This is a genomic window from Faecalibacterium sp. OF03-6AC, from assembly GCF_003478175.1.
GTDB lineage: Bacteria > Bacillota > Clostridia > Oscillospirales > Ruminococcaceae > Faecalibacterium > Faecalibacterium taiwanense.
The window spans coordinates 357,379-370,814 of the sequence record NZ_QUEN01000001.1 but is presented as its reverse complement, the minus strand read 5'-3'; the positions used below and the strand labels follow the sequence as shown (position 1 = coordinate 370,814).

At 57.1% G+C, this 13,436-nt stretch carries 13 protein-coding genes; 10 read left to right on the top strand and 3 right to left on the bottom strand.

Translation table 11 applies throughout. The features are described from left to right. Positions 1–1,434 precede the first annotated feature (1,434 nt). From DXA66_RS01710 to DXA66_RS01675, 8 genes are all read left to right on the top strand, one after another. Positions 1,435–2,121: a F0F1 ATP synthase subunit A gene (locus tag DXA66_RS01710; RefSeq protein WP_165853702.1), complete on the top strand. Its 687-nt coding sequence runs from the start codon at positions 1,435–1,437 to the stop codon at positions 2,119–2,121. Positions 2,122–2,164: 43 nt separating this feature from the next. Beyond that, positions 2,165–2,392, top strand: coding sequence for an ATP synthase F0 subunit C (gene atpE, locus DXA66_RS01705; RefSeq protein WP_118526424.1), 228 nt, complete (start codon positions 2,165–2,167; stop codon positions 2,390–2,392). Between the two features lie 15 nt (positions 2,393–2,407). Continuing rightward, on the top strand, positions 2,408–2,905 hold the full coding sequence (locus tag DXA66_RS01700; RefSeq protein ID WP_118526422.1) for an ATP synthase F0 subunit B: 498 nt from the start codon (positions 2,408–2,410) through the stop codon (positions 2,903–2,905). Beyond that, complete coding sequence (gene atpA, locus DXA66_RS01695) at positions 2,889–4,616, top strand: F0F1 ATP synthase subunit alpha (protein ID WP_118526420.1); 1,728 nt, start codon at positions 2,889–2,891, stop codon at positions 4,614–4,616. Before DXA66_RS01700 ends, atpA begins: the two co-directional genes overlap by 17 nt. Continuing rightward, positions 4,603–5,484, top strand: coding sequence for an ATP synthase F1 subunit gamma (gene atpG / locus DXA66_RS01690; protein WP_118526418.1), 882 nt, complete (start codon positions 4,603–4,605; stop codon positions 5,482–5,484). The genes atpA and atpG overlap by 14 nt, the downstream gene beginning before the upstream one ends. Before the next feature lie 33 nt (positions 5,485–5,517). Continuing rightward, positions 5,518–6,930, top strand: a complete 1,413-nt coding sequence (gene atpD, locus DXA66_RS01685; RefSeq protein WP_118526416.1) for a F0F1 ATP synthase subunit beta — start codon at positions 5,518–5,520, stop codon at positions 6,928–6,930. Continuing rightward, positions 6,930–7,337 carry an ATP synthase F1 subunit epsilon gene (atpC, locus tag DXA66_RS01680; protein WP_118526414.1) on the top strand — a complete coding sequence of 136 codons (408 nt, stop codon included), beginning with the start codon at positions 6,930–6,932 and terminating at the stop codon, positions 7,335–7,337. The genes atpD and atpC overlap by 1 nt, the downstream gene beginning before the upstream one ends. Positions 7,338–7,509: 172 nt before the next feature. Further along, positions 7,510–8,358 carry a sugar phosphate isomerase/epimerase gene (locus DXA66_RS01675; RefSeq protein ID WP_118526412.1) on the top strand — a complete coding sequence of 283 codons (849 nt, stop codon included), beginning with the start codon at positions 7,510–7,512 and terminating at the stop codon, positions 8,356–8,358. 161 nt (positions 8,359–8,519) lie between these two features. On the opposite strand, the gene DXA66_RS01670 is transcribed toward DXA66_RS01675, so the two are convergent. From DXA66_RS01670 to DXA66_RS01660, 3 genes are read right to left on the bottom strand one after another with little or no spacing between them, the layout of a single operon-like run. Further along, complete coding sequence (locus tag DXA66_RS01670) at positions 8,520–9,332, bottom strand: hypothetical protein (protein ID WP_118526410.1); 813 nt, start codon at positions 9,330–9,332, stop codon at positions 8,520–8,522. Next, positions 9,326–10,027, bottom strand: coding sequence for an ABC transporter ATP-binding protein (locus tag DXA66_RS01665; RefSeq protein ID WP_118526408.1), 702 nt, complete (start codon positions 10,025–10,027; stop codon positions 9,326–9,328). Before DXA66_RS01665 ends, DXA66_RS01670 begins: the two co-directional genes overlap by 7 nt. After that, positions 10,020–10,397 carry a GntR family transcriptional regulator gene (locus DXA66_RS01660; protein WP_005944480.1) on the bottom strand — a complete coding sequence of 126 codons (378 nt, stop codon included), beginning with the start codon at positions 10,395–10,397 and terminating at the stop codon, positions 10,020–10,022. The genes DXA66_RS01665 and DXA66_RS01660 overlap by 8 nt, the downstream gene beginning before the upstream one ends. Before the next feature lie 260 nt (positions 10,398–10,657). Here DXA66_RS01660 and fucO point away from each other — a divergent pair, with 260 nt between their 5' ends. Together fucO and DXA66_RS01650 are read left to right on the top strand one after the other, a co-directional pair. Further along, positions 10,658–11,806, top strand: coding sequence for a lactaldehyde reductase (gene fucO, locus DXA66_RS01655; protein ID WP_118526406.1), 1,149 nt, complete (start codon positions 10,658–10,660; stop codon positions 11,804–11,806). 167 nt (positions 11,807–11,973) lie between these two features. After that, positions 11,974–13,281, top strand: coding sequence for a putative ABC transporter permease (locus tag DXA66_RS01650; RefSeq protein WP_118526404.1), 1,308 nt, complete (start codon positions 11,974–11,976; stop codon positions 13,279–13,281). The last annotated feature ends 155 nt before the right edge of the window (positions 13,282–13,436 follow it).

The following is a 13,436-nucleotide window of genomic DNA, read 5'->3' as shown; positions in this document are numbered from 1 at the left end:
TGAAAAAGCACAAAATAAAACCAGCCGGACGAGGCGGTTGCAAGCCTTCGTCCGGCTGGATACTTACTTCTTCGGAGTCATAAGCCTCTTCTCCTTGGGGTTCCTCATTTTCGGAGTAAACGTTTCATAGGGTGACTCTCCTTAGAAACTACTGGAAACTGAGAATCTATTTCAAGGGGACTGATTACTTAGTACATTGGATTGACCCTTCTCTTAACTGATGGAGTGCGGCACCGAGATTCGGAAGATGAATTTCATATTACCACATTCTTTCGAGTTAGATTCGCCAGGGGCAAACTACTTAGTACATTGGTAGAACTCCTTTTTTGCTATTCAAATAATGTTCTCCGTACAAAAGATACCTTCATAGGAATCATCTCCGGCGGATCTATTTGAATCGCTGGGGGTTAAGTTTATCGACAGGTTGTCGTGTAATCGCATTTTTGATGCTCAAGACTGGCTCATTTTTGTTGTGTTTTTATACGGGGGAAACATCCCGTCTGTGGTGAGCCTCTGTTTTGCTTCTCAGCGAATCCCGACAGCCTGTCCAAACTGTGCGGGTTCCATATCGACCATCGGTCTCGCTCCTTTCTGCTTCAAGTCAGCGGGATTAGCTCTCTCTTGAGCTTCTGCTGTACTTCTCTGGTTTCTGGCTTTATTATACATATTTCTGATCGATTTGTCTATTCGCAGAGTGCACAAGGATAGAAACATATAATTGTGCAGTTCTTGAAAAATAGCAGATAGAACGTGCAAAATGCTGCTTTCTGCGCGGTGTGTCCGGGCAATCAGACCCTTTGGAGAGGAACTCTGTGCCCTGCAGGGAGGGCTGCCGAGGAAGTCACGACGAAAAGCAGATGCTGTACTGCGGGCCGCTTGCCCGTGCCATCTTCCGGCTGGTGTTCCGCCGCGGCGCAAAACAGGAGGACTGACAGATTTTAGATATGCAGTTATAATAAATATGTATAAGAGCGGGTGTAATCCCAGACGAGACACCTATACGAATTTTATATATCGGGCATATAAAGTATGTACAATGGGGCATTTTTGATGGAAATATTTCCCGGAATGCCCTGAAAAAGCCATTGAAACCTAAGAATTGGCTAAGAAATTTGTGGAAAAAGTACATGCGAAGAGTGCTTTGTTGGACAAGATGCACAACTTTTTTAATATATCAATGCAGTAGAATCACCTAAAATGTAGAATGTGCACAAAGCCACTTGCCAATTTTCGTCAATCGTACTATCATACACAACGAAAAAAGACGAAGTGACCCGTGCAGGAGGGAGGGTGTGACCGGACAGAGCCGAACACCTTCCTTACTTTTTTCACAAAGCTGCGCCTTTCTTCGAGCGATAAGAAGGACGCTGTGCCGCACACCGGCATGGCACCTTGCCCCCAAAATCCCATTCTTCAGGAAGGAGGAAAAATAAATTGAGCAATCTGACCAAAGCCCTGATGGAAGAACTGACTGTCGAGTACGTCAAGGTCGGCCCGATGCAGATCCCGGAATCCGTGGTCATCAGTTGGGTGATCATGCTGATCGTCGTCATCGGCTCGATCCTGCTTACCCGGAACCTGAAGGTGGACCATATTAGCAAGCGTCAGGCTGTGCTGGAAATGGCCTACACCGCAGGCAACGATTTCTTTGTAGGTCTGCTGGGCGAAAAAAATAAGTGCTATGTGCCGTATCTGGTGACCGTAGCCATCTACATCGCCTTCTCGAACCTGATCGGTGTGTTCGGTGTCAAGCCCCCCACGAAGGATCTGGACGTGACCGCAGCGCTGGCGCTGATGAGCATTGTGCTGATCGAGGGTGCCGGCATCCGTGCACGCGGCGGCGTTGGCTTTCTCAAGAGCCTTGCCGCTCCCACCCCGGTCATGACCCCCATGAACATCCTCGAGATCGCCATCCGCCCCACCAGCCTGTGCATGCGACTGTTCGGCAATGTGCTGGGCGCATTTGTTATCATGGAGCTGATCAAGCTCGTGGTGCCTGTGTTCGTCCCGGCGGTGTTCAGCCTGTACTTTGACCTGTTCGATGGTCTGATTCAGACCTACGTGTTCGTGTTCCTGACTTCGCTGTTCATGAAAGAGACCATCGGCGATGAAGAGGAATAAACCAAAACTTTTACTTATTTCAAATGAAAAAGGAGATTTAACTATGAGCGGATTGGTTGCTCTGGGCGCTGGCATTGCAGCGCTGACCGGCATTGGCGGTGGTATTGGTATTGGTATTGCAACTGGCAAGGCAGCTGAGGCTATCAGCCGTCAGCCGGAAGCTTCCAGCAAGATCCAGACGAACCTGCTGCTGGGCGCTGCTCTGGCAGAAGGTACTGCAATTTTCGGCTTCGTCGTTGCACTGCTGATCATCCTGTTCCTGGGTCAGTAACGGAGGCGCGTACGAATGCTGAAGTTGGATATGAACCTGCTGTGGACCGTTGTGAACGTCCTCATCATGTATGTGCTGCTGCGTAAGTTCCTGTTCAAGCCTGTTCAGGATGTGATCGCAAAGCGCCAGCAGATGGTGGATGCAAGCATGGCTGATGCGCAGGAAGCAAAGAACAAGGCACAGGCTGCCTTGAATGCAGCAGAAGACAAGCTGCACAATGTGGATGTGGAAGCTGCTGCCCGCCGCGAGGCAAGTGAGCAGCTGGCTGAGAAACAGAAAGAACAGCTGCTGGCCGACGCACAGCGTCAGGCCGATGCCATCGTGGCCGAGGGCAAGGCAGCTGCAGAGGCAGAGCGTGCCAGCAAGCTGCGTCAGGCCGATGCTCAGATCGCTGACCTGACCCGTACCGTGTGCGCCAAGGTGCTGGAACGCAACCTGACGCAGCAGGACGATGCCCGTTTGCTGGACGACCTGCTGCAGAAAGCGGGGGACAGCGATGGCAAGCGCAGCTGAGACCTTGAAAGCATATCTGCACTGCGCCCGCACTCCCTCTGAGGAGGCGCTGCAGCGCATCCGCACCCAGCTCAAAAAGCAGTACGGCGCTGAGGTGGTGATCACCGTCAGCGTGGAGCCGGAGCTGATCTCCGGCTATGTGCTGCAGGTGGGCGACCAGGTGATCGACAACTCTGCAAAGCATATGCTGGAGAACATCACCGCAGGCACCCCCGATCTTGCCACCATGCAGACCCGCGCAGAGGACTACAAGCCCGCTGCCGAGGCTTCTGAGGGCGGTACGGTCATTTCCGCCGCCGACGGCGTTGTGGATGTCAAGGGCATGGACAAGGCCGTTTACGGCGAGATCGTTACCTTTGACACCGGTGCAAAGGGCATGGTGGAAAGTGTGGAACCCGATCATCTGGGTGTCATGCTGTTCGACGATATCGAGAAGGTGGGCGTGGGTACTCTGGTGACCCGCAGCGGCAAGCGTGCCGGAATCCCGGTGGGCGATGCCTTTCTGGGCCGTGTCATCAGCCCGCTGGGCGAGCCCATCGACGGCAAAGGCCCCATTGAAGCTGTGGGCTACAACCCCATCGAAAAGCAGGCCCCCGGCATTCTGGAGCGTCAGAGCGTGGATACTCCGCTCCACACCGGCATCCTCGCCATCGATTCCATGTTCCCCATCGGCCGCGGCCAGCGTGAGCTGATCATCGGCGACCGCCAGACCGGCAAGACCTCCATTGCCACCGATGCCATCCTGAACCAGAAGGACACCGGCGTGCTGTGCATCTATGTGGCCATCGGCCAGAAGGCTTCTTCCATCGCCCGCGTGGCAGGCGATCTGCAGAAGCACGGTGCCATGAGCTACACCACCATCGTGGCGGCAACTGCTTCGGATTCTGCTCCCCTGCAGTACATCGCACCCTATGCCGGCACCGCACTGGCCGAATACTTCATGTCCAAGGGCAAGAGCGTGCTGATCGTTTACGATGATCTGTCCAAGCATGCAGTGGCTTACCGTGCCATCTCTCTGCTGCTGCGCCGCTCTCCGGGCCGTGAGGCTTACCCCGGCGATGTATTCTATCTGCACTCCCGTCTGCTGGAGCGCTCCTGCCGCATGAGCGACAAGCTGGGCGGCGGTTCCATCACTGCACTGCCCATCGTTGAGACGCAGGCAGGCGATGTTTCCGCCTACATCCCCACCAACGTCATTTCCATCACCGATGGCCAGATCTTTTTGGAGAGCGCCCTGTTCAATGCAGGCAACCGCCCGGCTGTCAATGTGGGCCTGTCGGTGTCCCGTGTGGGCGGCGCTGCCCAGACCAAGGCTATGAAGAAGGCCAACGCAAACCTGCGTATCGAACTGGCACAGTACAAGGATATGGAGTCCTTTGCACAGTTCAGCTCTGATCTGGATGCAGAGACCCGCCGCCAGCTGGATCACGGCAAGGCACTGACGGAAATGCTCAAGCAGCCGCTGTACCAGCCCAAGTCCGATGCAGAGCAGGTGGTCACGCTGGTGCTGGCTTCCCACGGTATGCTGGATCAGCTGCCCACTGCCGAGCTGCGCGCCAAAACTTCCGCATTTGTGCGTCAGTTCCGCGCGGATGTGTCCGGTACGATGGATAAGATCACTGCTGCCGGCAAGCTCGAACCGGATATGGTCGATGCCATCCTGAACGCCTGGAAAGCTTATGCGGGAGGCGACAGCCATGCCGTCCAGTAAGCTGCTGAAGGAGCGCATTGAGAGCATTCAGGACACCATGAAGATCACGAACGCCATGTATCTGATCTCCTCGTCCAAGCTGCGCAAAGCGCGCAAGAACTACCAGAATGTGTCGCCCTACTTCAACCGTATGCGCGACACAATTTCCCGCGTGGTGCCCCACCTGCCGGAAGAGCCGGTGCATCCGTTCTTCCACGAGCGCAATATCGCAAACCCCAAGCGGGCCTACATTGTGCTGACGGCAGATAAGGGCATGGCAGGCGCTTACAACCAGAACATCATCAAGTTCCTCAAGGAAAATGCGGATGAGAACGACCGGTTCTATGTGATCGGTCAGACCGGCTACCGCGCCCTGTACCACAAGGACCCGCGTCTGGTGGAGGATTTCCACTACAGCGCTACCGAGCCTACGCTGCAGCGCGCCCGCGATATCACGGTGGATGCCATCGATGATTTCAAGACCGGCAAGCTGGATGAGATCTATCTCATCTATACCCGCATCGAGAATGCACTGACCAGCGAACCGACCATGGTGCGTCTGCTGCCGCTGGACCGCGCCCATCTTCAGCCCGCTCCCAAGGGTCTGGGCGACCCGAAGGGCGAGGTGGAGATGTTCCCGTCTGCATGGACGGTGTTCGAGCAGACCGCGCCCATCTACATGCACGGCATGATCTTTGGTGCCATGACCGAGAGCTTCTGCGCAGAGCAGAGCGCCCGCATGACCGCCATGGATTCCGCCACAAAGAGCGCCAACGATATGATCCGTGAGCTGCAGCTGGAGTACAACCGCACCCGTCAGGGCTCTATCACGCAGGAGATCACCGAGATCATCGGCGGTGCGGCTGCTGTGCAGAACCGGGCGGAATAAAACGTATTTACAAATTAGTATAGAGGCAATCGTATGATACAGGGAACTATTATTCGCGTAGCCGGCCCTGTGGTGGACGTGCAGTTCACCGCAGGCAGGCTGCCTGCCCTGCAGGAAGCGCTTACCGTGACCGCTGAGGGCACCGAGCGCACGATGGAAGTGACACAGCATGTCAACGAGACCACTGTGCGCTGCATCATGCTTTCCGCCAGCGAGGGTCTTGGCAAGGGCATGACCGTGACCGCTACCGGCCACGGCCTGACCGCACCGGTGGGCGAAGCCACGCTGGGCCGCATGTTCGACCCGCTGGGCAGACCCATCGACGGCAAGGGCTCTGTGGATGATGTGCCGCATTGGCCCATCCACCGCAAGGCCCCCAGCTTTGCGGAGCAGAAGCCCGCGACCGAGATCCTGGAGACCGGCATCAAGGTCATCGACCTGCTGGCCCCCTATGCAAGGGGCGGCAAGATCGGTCTGTTCGGCGGTGCAGGCGTCGGCAAGACCGTGCTGATCCAGGAACTGATCCATAACGTGGCCACCGAGCACGGCGGCTACTCCATCTTCACCGGCGTCGGCGAGCGCTCCCGCGAGGGCTGCGACCTTTGGGGCGAGATGAACGAGTCCGGTGTTCTGAATAAGACCGCACTGGTCTTTGGTCAGATGAACGAGCCCCCAGGAGCACGTATGCGTGTTGCCGAGACCGGCCTGACCATGGCAGAGTACTTCCGTGAGGAGACCCACAAGGACGTGCTGCTGTTCATTGATAACATCTTCCGCTTCGTGCAGGCAGGCTCCGAGGTGTCCGCTCTGATGGGCCGTATGCCCTCTGCTGTGGGCTATCAGCCCACTCTGGCCAACGAGCTGGGCGCTCTGCAGGAGCGCATCACCTCCACCAAGGAAGGCTCCATCACCTCGGTGCAGGCCGTCTACGTCCCCGCCGACGACCTGACCGACCCAGCCCCCGCCACCACCTTTGCACATCTGGATGCCACTACCGTGCTGTCCCGTAAGATCGTGGAGCAGGGCATTTACCCGGCCGTGGACCCGCTGGCATCCACCTCCCGCATTCTGGAAGCGGATATCGTGGGTGAGGAGCACTACCGCGTGGCCCGCAAGGTGCAGTCCATTCTGCAGCGCTATCAGGAGCTGCAGGACATCATCGCCATTCTGGGCATGGACGAGCTGGACGAGAACGACAAGCTCACCGTCGCCCGCGCCCGCAAGCTGCAGAAGTTCCTGTCCCAGCCCTTTGCTGTGGCCGAGAACTTTACCGGCCTGAAGGGCAAGTATGTGCCCCTGCAGGATACCGTGCGCAGCTTTGCCGCCATTGTGGACGGCGAAGCCGACGACCTGCCGGAGTGGGCGTTCTTCAACGTTGGTACGCTGGAAGATGCCCGCCAGAAGGCGGCGGAAAAGCTGGCTGAAGAAAAGGGCGGTGCCGTCTGATGAACAAGTTCATGCTGAACATCACTGCGTCCAGCGGTGAGTACTATCAGGGCGATTGCGAAGACCTTGTGCTGCCCATCAGTGATGGCGTGTACGGCATACAGGCTGGACACAGCCCGGTACTGGTGGCCATCCACATGGGCATCCTGCACTTTGAGGTGAACGGTGAAAGCCGGGACATCCTGGTAGGCGACGGCATTGCCGAGGTGACGCCTGCCTATGTGATGGTGCTGGTGGACAGCGCCGAGCGCCCGGAGGATATCGACAAGAACCGTGCCGAGGCTGCCCGCATCCGTGCCGCAGAGCGTTTGCAGCATCAGCAGAGCATGCATGAATATTATCAGAGCAAGATCGCGCTCGACCGTGCGATGCAGCGCCTGCAGGCCGCTGCAAAGTACCGGCGCTGAGAAAGAGCCGCGTCTGCCAGGACCAGATCTGCAAAAAGAGCATCATTTGTATCCATTGAGGGTGCAAAGTGATGCTCTTTTTTTGTTTCAGGCGGTTCCATGGAACGCAGCTTTCGTGTATAATAAGGTCAATGCAACCCCGCGTGTTGTGCGGGAAAGGAGGAGGTTTTCCATGATCCAATTCGGCCTGCGTCTGCATGACGCGGAAAAGCTGCCCGTTGAACAGGTGCTGCCGCTGGTGCGCCAGAAAGGCTTTACCTGCGCCCATGTGGCTCTGAGCAAATCCTTCAAGGAGCTGCCCTGCACCCCCAGCGCCCTGACCCCCGGCTACGCGCTGTATCTGAGGCATCTGTTTGAGAAAAACGGCATCGACATTGCCGTGCTGGGCAACTACCTGAACCTTGCCCACCCGGATGCGGATGCCCTGCACACCATTCAGGAAAAATACTATGCGCACATCCGCTTTGCAAGCCTGCTGGGCTGCGGTATGGTGGGCACCGAGACCGGTGCGCCCAACGCAGAGTACAAGTTCTGCCCGGAGTGCCGCAGCGACGAAGCCCTTGCTACTTTTATCCGGAACTTCAAGCCGGTGGTGCGCTGTGCCGAGCAGTACGGCGTGACCATTGCCATTGAGCCGGTGGTCAAGCACATCGTGTACGATGCCAGACGCGCCCGCACCGTGCTGGACGAGATCGGCAGCCCGAACCTGCAGATCCTGTTCGACCCCGTCAACCTGCTGAACATGGAAAATGTGGACCGCCGCGAGGAAGTGTTCGCCGAGGCCATCGAGCTTCTGGGCAAGGACATCGCCATGATCCACTTCAAGGATTTCCTGCGCAAAGATGCGGGCGGCCAGCTGGCTGCTACGGGTGCAGGGCAGGGAGGCATGGAGAACTACCGCGCCATCCTGCGGTTTGCAAAGCAGGAAAAGCCCTATATCTTTGCAACGCTGGAGAATACCACCCCGGAAAACGCGGTGGAATGCCTGAACTACCTAAAAAAGCAGTACGACGAGTGCTGAACACTTTATAACAAGAAAAACATCTGCAAGCTTTGCCCGGAATGGGGCAGCTTGCAGATGTTTTTTGTATCAGATGAAGTTTATGGTTCGGCCTTTTACAAATTGCAATTAAGAAATAGTTCCGCTGAAAATGTCCAGAGCGAAAGCGGAGGACATTAAGATCATTCCAGATCCAGCTTATGCTCCATCAGCCAGCGGGTCAGCAGAAAGTACCCTGCGGCAAAGGCAATGCTGACCGCCAGCCCGAACAGGGTGGTGAACGCACTGGGCGCAGCAATGGAAACATCTACACCGCCAAGGGTGGGATAGGAAACAGCCTGCAGCATGTCGGCACTGCTGACACCGGAGCTCAGCCAGTTCTGCAGGAAGGACAGCAGGAAAAATGCCAGAATACCGGCCGGGACCATGTGCTTTTTGAACTGGTGGCCGATCATGCAAGCGGCATAGATGCACAGGATGCTGGACACCAGTGCCACCAGCCCGTTCAGCGTTTCAAAGATCAGCCAGAGCCACCCGGAGCTGCCGGTCATGCGGAAGATCTCTCGGAAGATCTCTACCACTTTCTGCCACAGCTCCGGCAGCTGCTGCAGGGCCGCGCTGTTCAGAGACAGAGCCAGCAGCATCACCGCAAAGGAGAAAATACCCACGATGCTGCTGCAAAGCATCCACACCACGCTGGAGATCAGCTTGGAAAGGATGAGCTGGCTTTCCGTCACCGGCAGGGTGTGCATCAGGTAGCCTTCGCGGCCCAGCAGATTGCGGGTGAAGCGGGTCACAATGGTCATCACGGACACCACTGCCACCGCAACGGCTACGATCATATAGGCGAACAGCAGCAGAGATGCAAAGTCGTCCTTGGAAGAGCTGCGCAGGGAAAAGCCGCTCAGCACTGCCAGCGCAACAAGGGCCAGATACAGCCCGCCATAGGTGCGGCCGGTGGCCTTGAATTCATATTTTAACAGTTGTTTCAGCATTTGAATACCTCCCGGAAATATGCATCCACGCTCATGCCCTCGGTCTCGCGCAGCTCTTCGGCATTGCGGTGGGCGAACACCCGGCCATCCTTCAAAAAGACGGCTTCGTCCAGAATTGGCTCGATATCGCCGATGAGGTGGGTGGATAGAATGACGGTCGCATCCCGGCTGTAGTTGTTCAGGATGGTGCTCAGGATATAGTCCCGGGCAGCAGGGTCCACGCCGCCAATGGGCTCATCCAGCAGGTAGAGCTTTGCGGCACGGCTCATGGCAAGGATCAGCTGCACCTTTTCCTTGCTGCCCTTGGAGAGGGTCTTGAGCCGCGCCTTCGGTTCCAGTTCCAGCCGGGCCAGCATTTCGTTTGCCTTAGCGGGGTCAAAATCGGCATAAAATTCGTGGAACATTTCCACCAGCTGCTCCACACGCATCCAGTCCGGCAGCCAGTCAGCATCCGGCAGATAGGACACGATGGCTTTGGTGTCCGGCCCGGGGGTCATGCCGGCGATCCGGATGCTGCCTGCACTGGGCTGCAGCAGACCGTTTGCCAGCTTGATGAGGGTGGTCTTGCCGCTGCCGTTGGGGCCAAGCAGCCCCACGATGCGGCCAAAGCCGATGTGCAGGTCTACATTTTCCAGTGCGGTCTTATCCTTCTGGTAGCACTTGGTCAGTGCTTCACAGCTCAAAAGTTCACTCATTGCGGTCCTCCTTTGCGTCCCAGTGTTCCAAAAGCGCGGCTGCCTGTGCGGGACTGTAGCCGATGCCGCGCATCTTTTCCAGAAAATCCGACGCCAGCGTCCGGGCGGTGTCGGCGCGAAGCTGTTCGATCAATGCAGTGTCCTCCGTAACATAGCGGCCTGCGGTGCGTTCGGTGCGCACCAGACCTTCCGTCTCCAGCTGGGCAAGGGCCCGCTGCATCGTGTTTGGGTTCACCCCGGCGGCTGCGGCCAGATCCCGTACCGAATCCAGATGCCCGCCCGGCGGGTAGGTGCCGGCCAGGATCCGGGCCTTCAGCCGTTCCACAAGCTGGGCATAGATCGGGCGGCTGGCATCAAACTGTTCGCCCATGGTATCATCTCCTCGTCTTACTGTGTTAAGCGCTTGATACAATAATACACGATTTGCTCTGTTTGTCAAGGGGAAAAAGAAAAAACAACATAAAACTGTGGGAAATTGGAAAAAGTGCCCATAAAACACTGCACATTGATAAAAATTTACAATAAATTCAAACAATTTCACATTGCAAAGTTTTTGACAATGTGTTATGCTGAAAAATAGAGAGTTCCGCCCGAAAAGCGGCGGAAAAGAGATTTGGAGGAAAAATAACTATGGCTGACCGCATTGTTCTGAATACCATCTCCTACCATGGCCACGGTGCCATTGAGAACATCGTTCCCGAACTGACCGCCCGCGGCTACAAGAAGGCTTTCGTCTGCTCCGATCCCGACCTGATCAAGTTCGGCGTCACCAAGAAGGTCACCGACCTGCTGGATGCTGCAAACTTTGCCTACGCTGTTTACAGCGAGATCAAGCCCAACCCCACCATCGCCAACGTGCAGGACGGTGTGGCCGCTTTCAAGGCTGCTGAAGCTGACTGCATCGTGACCATCGGCGGCGGCTCCTCCATGGATACCGCAAAGGCCATCGGCATCATCATCAACAACCCCGAGTTTGCGGATGTCCGCTCTCTGGAAGGCGTTGCACCCACCAAGAAGCACGCTGTGTTCACCATCGCTGTTCCCACCACCGCCGGCACTGCTGCTGAGGTCACCATCAACTACGTCATCACCGATGTGGAGAAGAAGCGCAAGTTCGTCTGCGTGGATACCAACGATATCCCCGAGATCGCCGTGGTCGATCCCGATATGATGTCCTCCATGCCCAAGGGCCTGACCGCCGCCACCGGCATGGACGCTCTGACCCACGCCATCGAGGGCTACATCACCAAGGGCCACTGCGTCATCTCCGATATGTTCCATCTGGAAGCCATCAAGCTCATCAGCCAGAGCCTGCGCGGCGCAGTGCAGAACACCCCGGAAGGCCGCGAGGGCATGGCTCTGGGCCAGTACATCGCCGGCATGGGTTTCTCCAACGTGGGTCTGGGCATCGTCCACTCCATGGCACACGGCCTGTCCGCTCTATACGACACCCCGCACGGTGTGGCCTGCGCCATCCTGCTGCCGGTGGGTCTGGAGTACAACAAGTCCGTTGCCGGTGAGCGCTACCGCGCCGTGGGCAAGGCCATGGGCGTTGTGGGCATCGATGCGATGAACGATGCTGCTGCCGCCGATGCAACCATCGCCGCCGTCAAGCAGCTGGGCGCAGACGTGGGCATCCCCGCAAATCTGCACGGCATCCTGAAGGAAGAGGATATCCAGTTCCTCGCCGAGTCCGCATTTGCAGATGCCTGCCGTCCCGGCAATCCCCGCGACACCAGCGTGGAGGAGATCGTGGAGCTGTATAAGAGCCAGCTGTGAGCTGTAAACTGAATCAATAAGAAAGGGCCGCTGTGCGTTTGAATGCACGGCGGCCCTTTTTGCAGGCAGGACGGCTTTTGTGAATTTTTCACAACAGCTCTTGTAGAATATGCTTAAACCGGGTACAATCAGTGTATCGACAAAATTCCACAAGCGAAAGGATGCCTATGACGCTGAACTTCTATACTCTGGGTGTTATTTATCTAGTATATTCCTTTCTGGGCTGGGTGGCTGAGACGGTAGTCGCGACCATCCGGGGCGGAAGGTTTGCCAACCGCGGTGCGGCGGCAGGCCCGTTCTGCTTTATCTACGGTACCACCGGTGTGCTGCTGGCCGTGAGTTTCAGCGACCTGCGCACCGAGCCGGTCTACCTGTTCTTTGCCTGTATGATGGCGGCAACGGTGATGGAATGGATCACCGCCAAGCTGCTGGAACGCCTGCACCGCCGCAAGTGGTGGGACTATTCCGGAAAAAAATTCAATCTGAACGGCTATGTGTGCCTGCAGTATTCGCTGCTGTGGGGTGCGCTGGGCACGGCAAGTGTGCTGTGGGGCAATAATGTGTTGCTGCAGCTGTGCGCGCATATCCCTGTCTGGCTGCTGCGCCCGGCAGTATGGGTCTCGCTGACGGTGGCGGTACTGGACCAGATCGGTTCGGCGGTGCTGGTGCAGCAGTATGCGGCCCGGCACCCGATGCTGGAGCAGCTCAACCAGAGACTGGGGGAGCGGTCGGACACGCTGCGCCGCAGGATCGCGCTTTACATTGAAAAACGCATCCAGTATGCTTACCCGGCTGCGGCCCGGCAGGAGCAGACTGCGCTCCGGAAGGGGGAAAAGAACTTTCTCAGCGTGTCCGACCTGCTGTGGCTGTTCGTGATCGGCGCGTTTCTGGGCGACATGGTGGAGACGGTGTTCTGCCGCGTGACGGCAGGCGTGTGGATGAGCCGCTCCAGTCTGGTCTGGGGGCCGTTCAGCGTGGTGTGGGGGCTGGCACTGGTGATGGCTACAGTGCTGCTGCGGCAGGAAAAGGACAAAAGCGACCGCTATCTGTTCGCCTTCGGCACCGTCATGGGCGGTGTGTACGAATACGTGTGCAGCGCCGTCACCGAGCTGCTGTTCGGCACCGTGTTCTGGGACTACAGCAAGTTCAAGTTCAATCTGGGCGGGCGCATCAACCTGCTGTACTGCTTTTTCTGGGGCATTGCAGCGGTGGCGTGGATGCGCTACGGCTATCCGCTGGTGGAAAAGGGCATGGCAAAGGTGCGCAGCCATATCCGCCCGTGGGTAACTGCGGTGCTGGCCGTATTCATGGCGGTGAACATGCTCACCAGTGCGCTGGCCCTTGCCCGCTACGATGCCCGCACCAGCGGCGAAGCGCCCAAAAACAGCATCGATACGCTGCTGGATGCGCATTTTGACGATGCCCGCATGGAGCGCATTTATCCCAATGCCAAAAAAGTAGCCAAGGCTGGCTGAAATTTCAACGTTCCTCTTGCACTTTGGTGCAAAAACCGGTATAATACGTTTCGGATAAAAGGGAGTAAAGGGCGCTCGTTTTGCAAAAACGGTGCGCTGTGGCGCAGCGACATCCCGGCAGAAATGCCCGCTGTGTCACCGGATGCTTGAGACTT

Excerpts from the sequence above, each read along its gene's own strand:
- DXA66_RS01670 (WP_118526410.1), bottom strand. The coding sequence starts at position 9,332 with ATGCTGAAACAACTGTTAAAATATGAATTCAAGGCCACCGGCCGCACC.
- atpC (WP_118526414.1), top strand. The coding sequence starts at position 6,930 with ATGAACAAGTTCATGCTGAACATCACTGCGTCCAGCGGTGAGTACTAT.
- DXA66_RS01650 (WP_118526404.1), top strand. The coding sequence starts at position 11,974 with ATGACGCTGAACTTCTATACTCTGGGTGTTATTTATCTAGTATATTCC.
- atpG (WP_118526418.1), top strand. The coding sequence starts at position 4,603 with ATGCCGTCCAGTAAGCTGCTGAAGGAGCGCATTGAGAGCATTCAGGAC.
- fucO (WP_118526406.1), top strand. The coding sequence starts at position 10,658 with ATGGCTGACCGCATTGTTCTGAATACCATCTCCTACCATGGCCACGGT.
- atpD (WP_118526416.1), top strand. The coding sequence starts at position 5,518 with ATGATACAGGGAACTATTATTCGCGTAGCCGGCCCTGTGGTGGACGTG.
- DXA66_RS01660 (WP_005944480.1), bottom strand. The coding sequence starts at position 10,397 with ATGGGCGAACAGTTTGATGCCAGCCGCCCGATCTATGCCCAGCTTGTG.
- atpE (WP_118526424.1), top strand. The coding sequence starts at position 2,165 with ATGAGCGGATTGGTTGCTCTGGGCGCTGGCATTGCAGCGCTGACCGGC.
- DXA66_RS01675 (WP_118526412.1), top strand. The coding sequence starts at position 7,510 with ATGATCCAATTCGGCCTGCGTCTGCATGACGCGGAAAAGCTGCCCGTT.
- DXA66_RS01700 (WP_118526422.1), top strand. The coding sequence starts at position 2,408 with ATGCTGAAGTTGGATATGAACCTGCTGTGGACCGTTGTGAACGTCCTC.
- DXA66_RS01665 (WP_118526408.1), bottom strand. The coding sequence starts at position 10,027 with ATGAGTGAACTTTTGAGCTGTGAAGCACTGACCAAGTGCTACCAGAAG.
- atpA (WP_118526420.1), top strand. The coding sequence starts at position 2,889 with ATGGCAAGCGCAGCTGAGACCTTGAAAGCATATCTGCACTGCGCCCGC.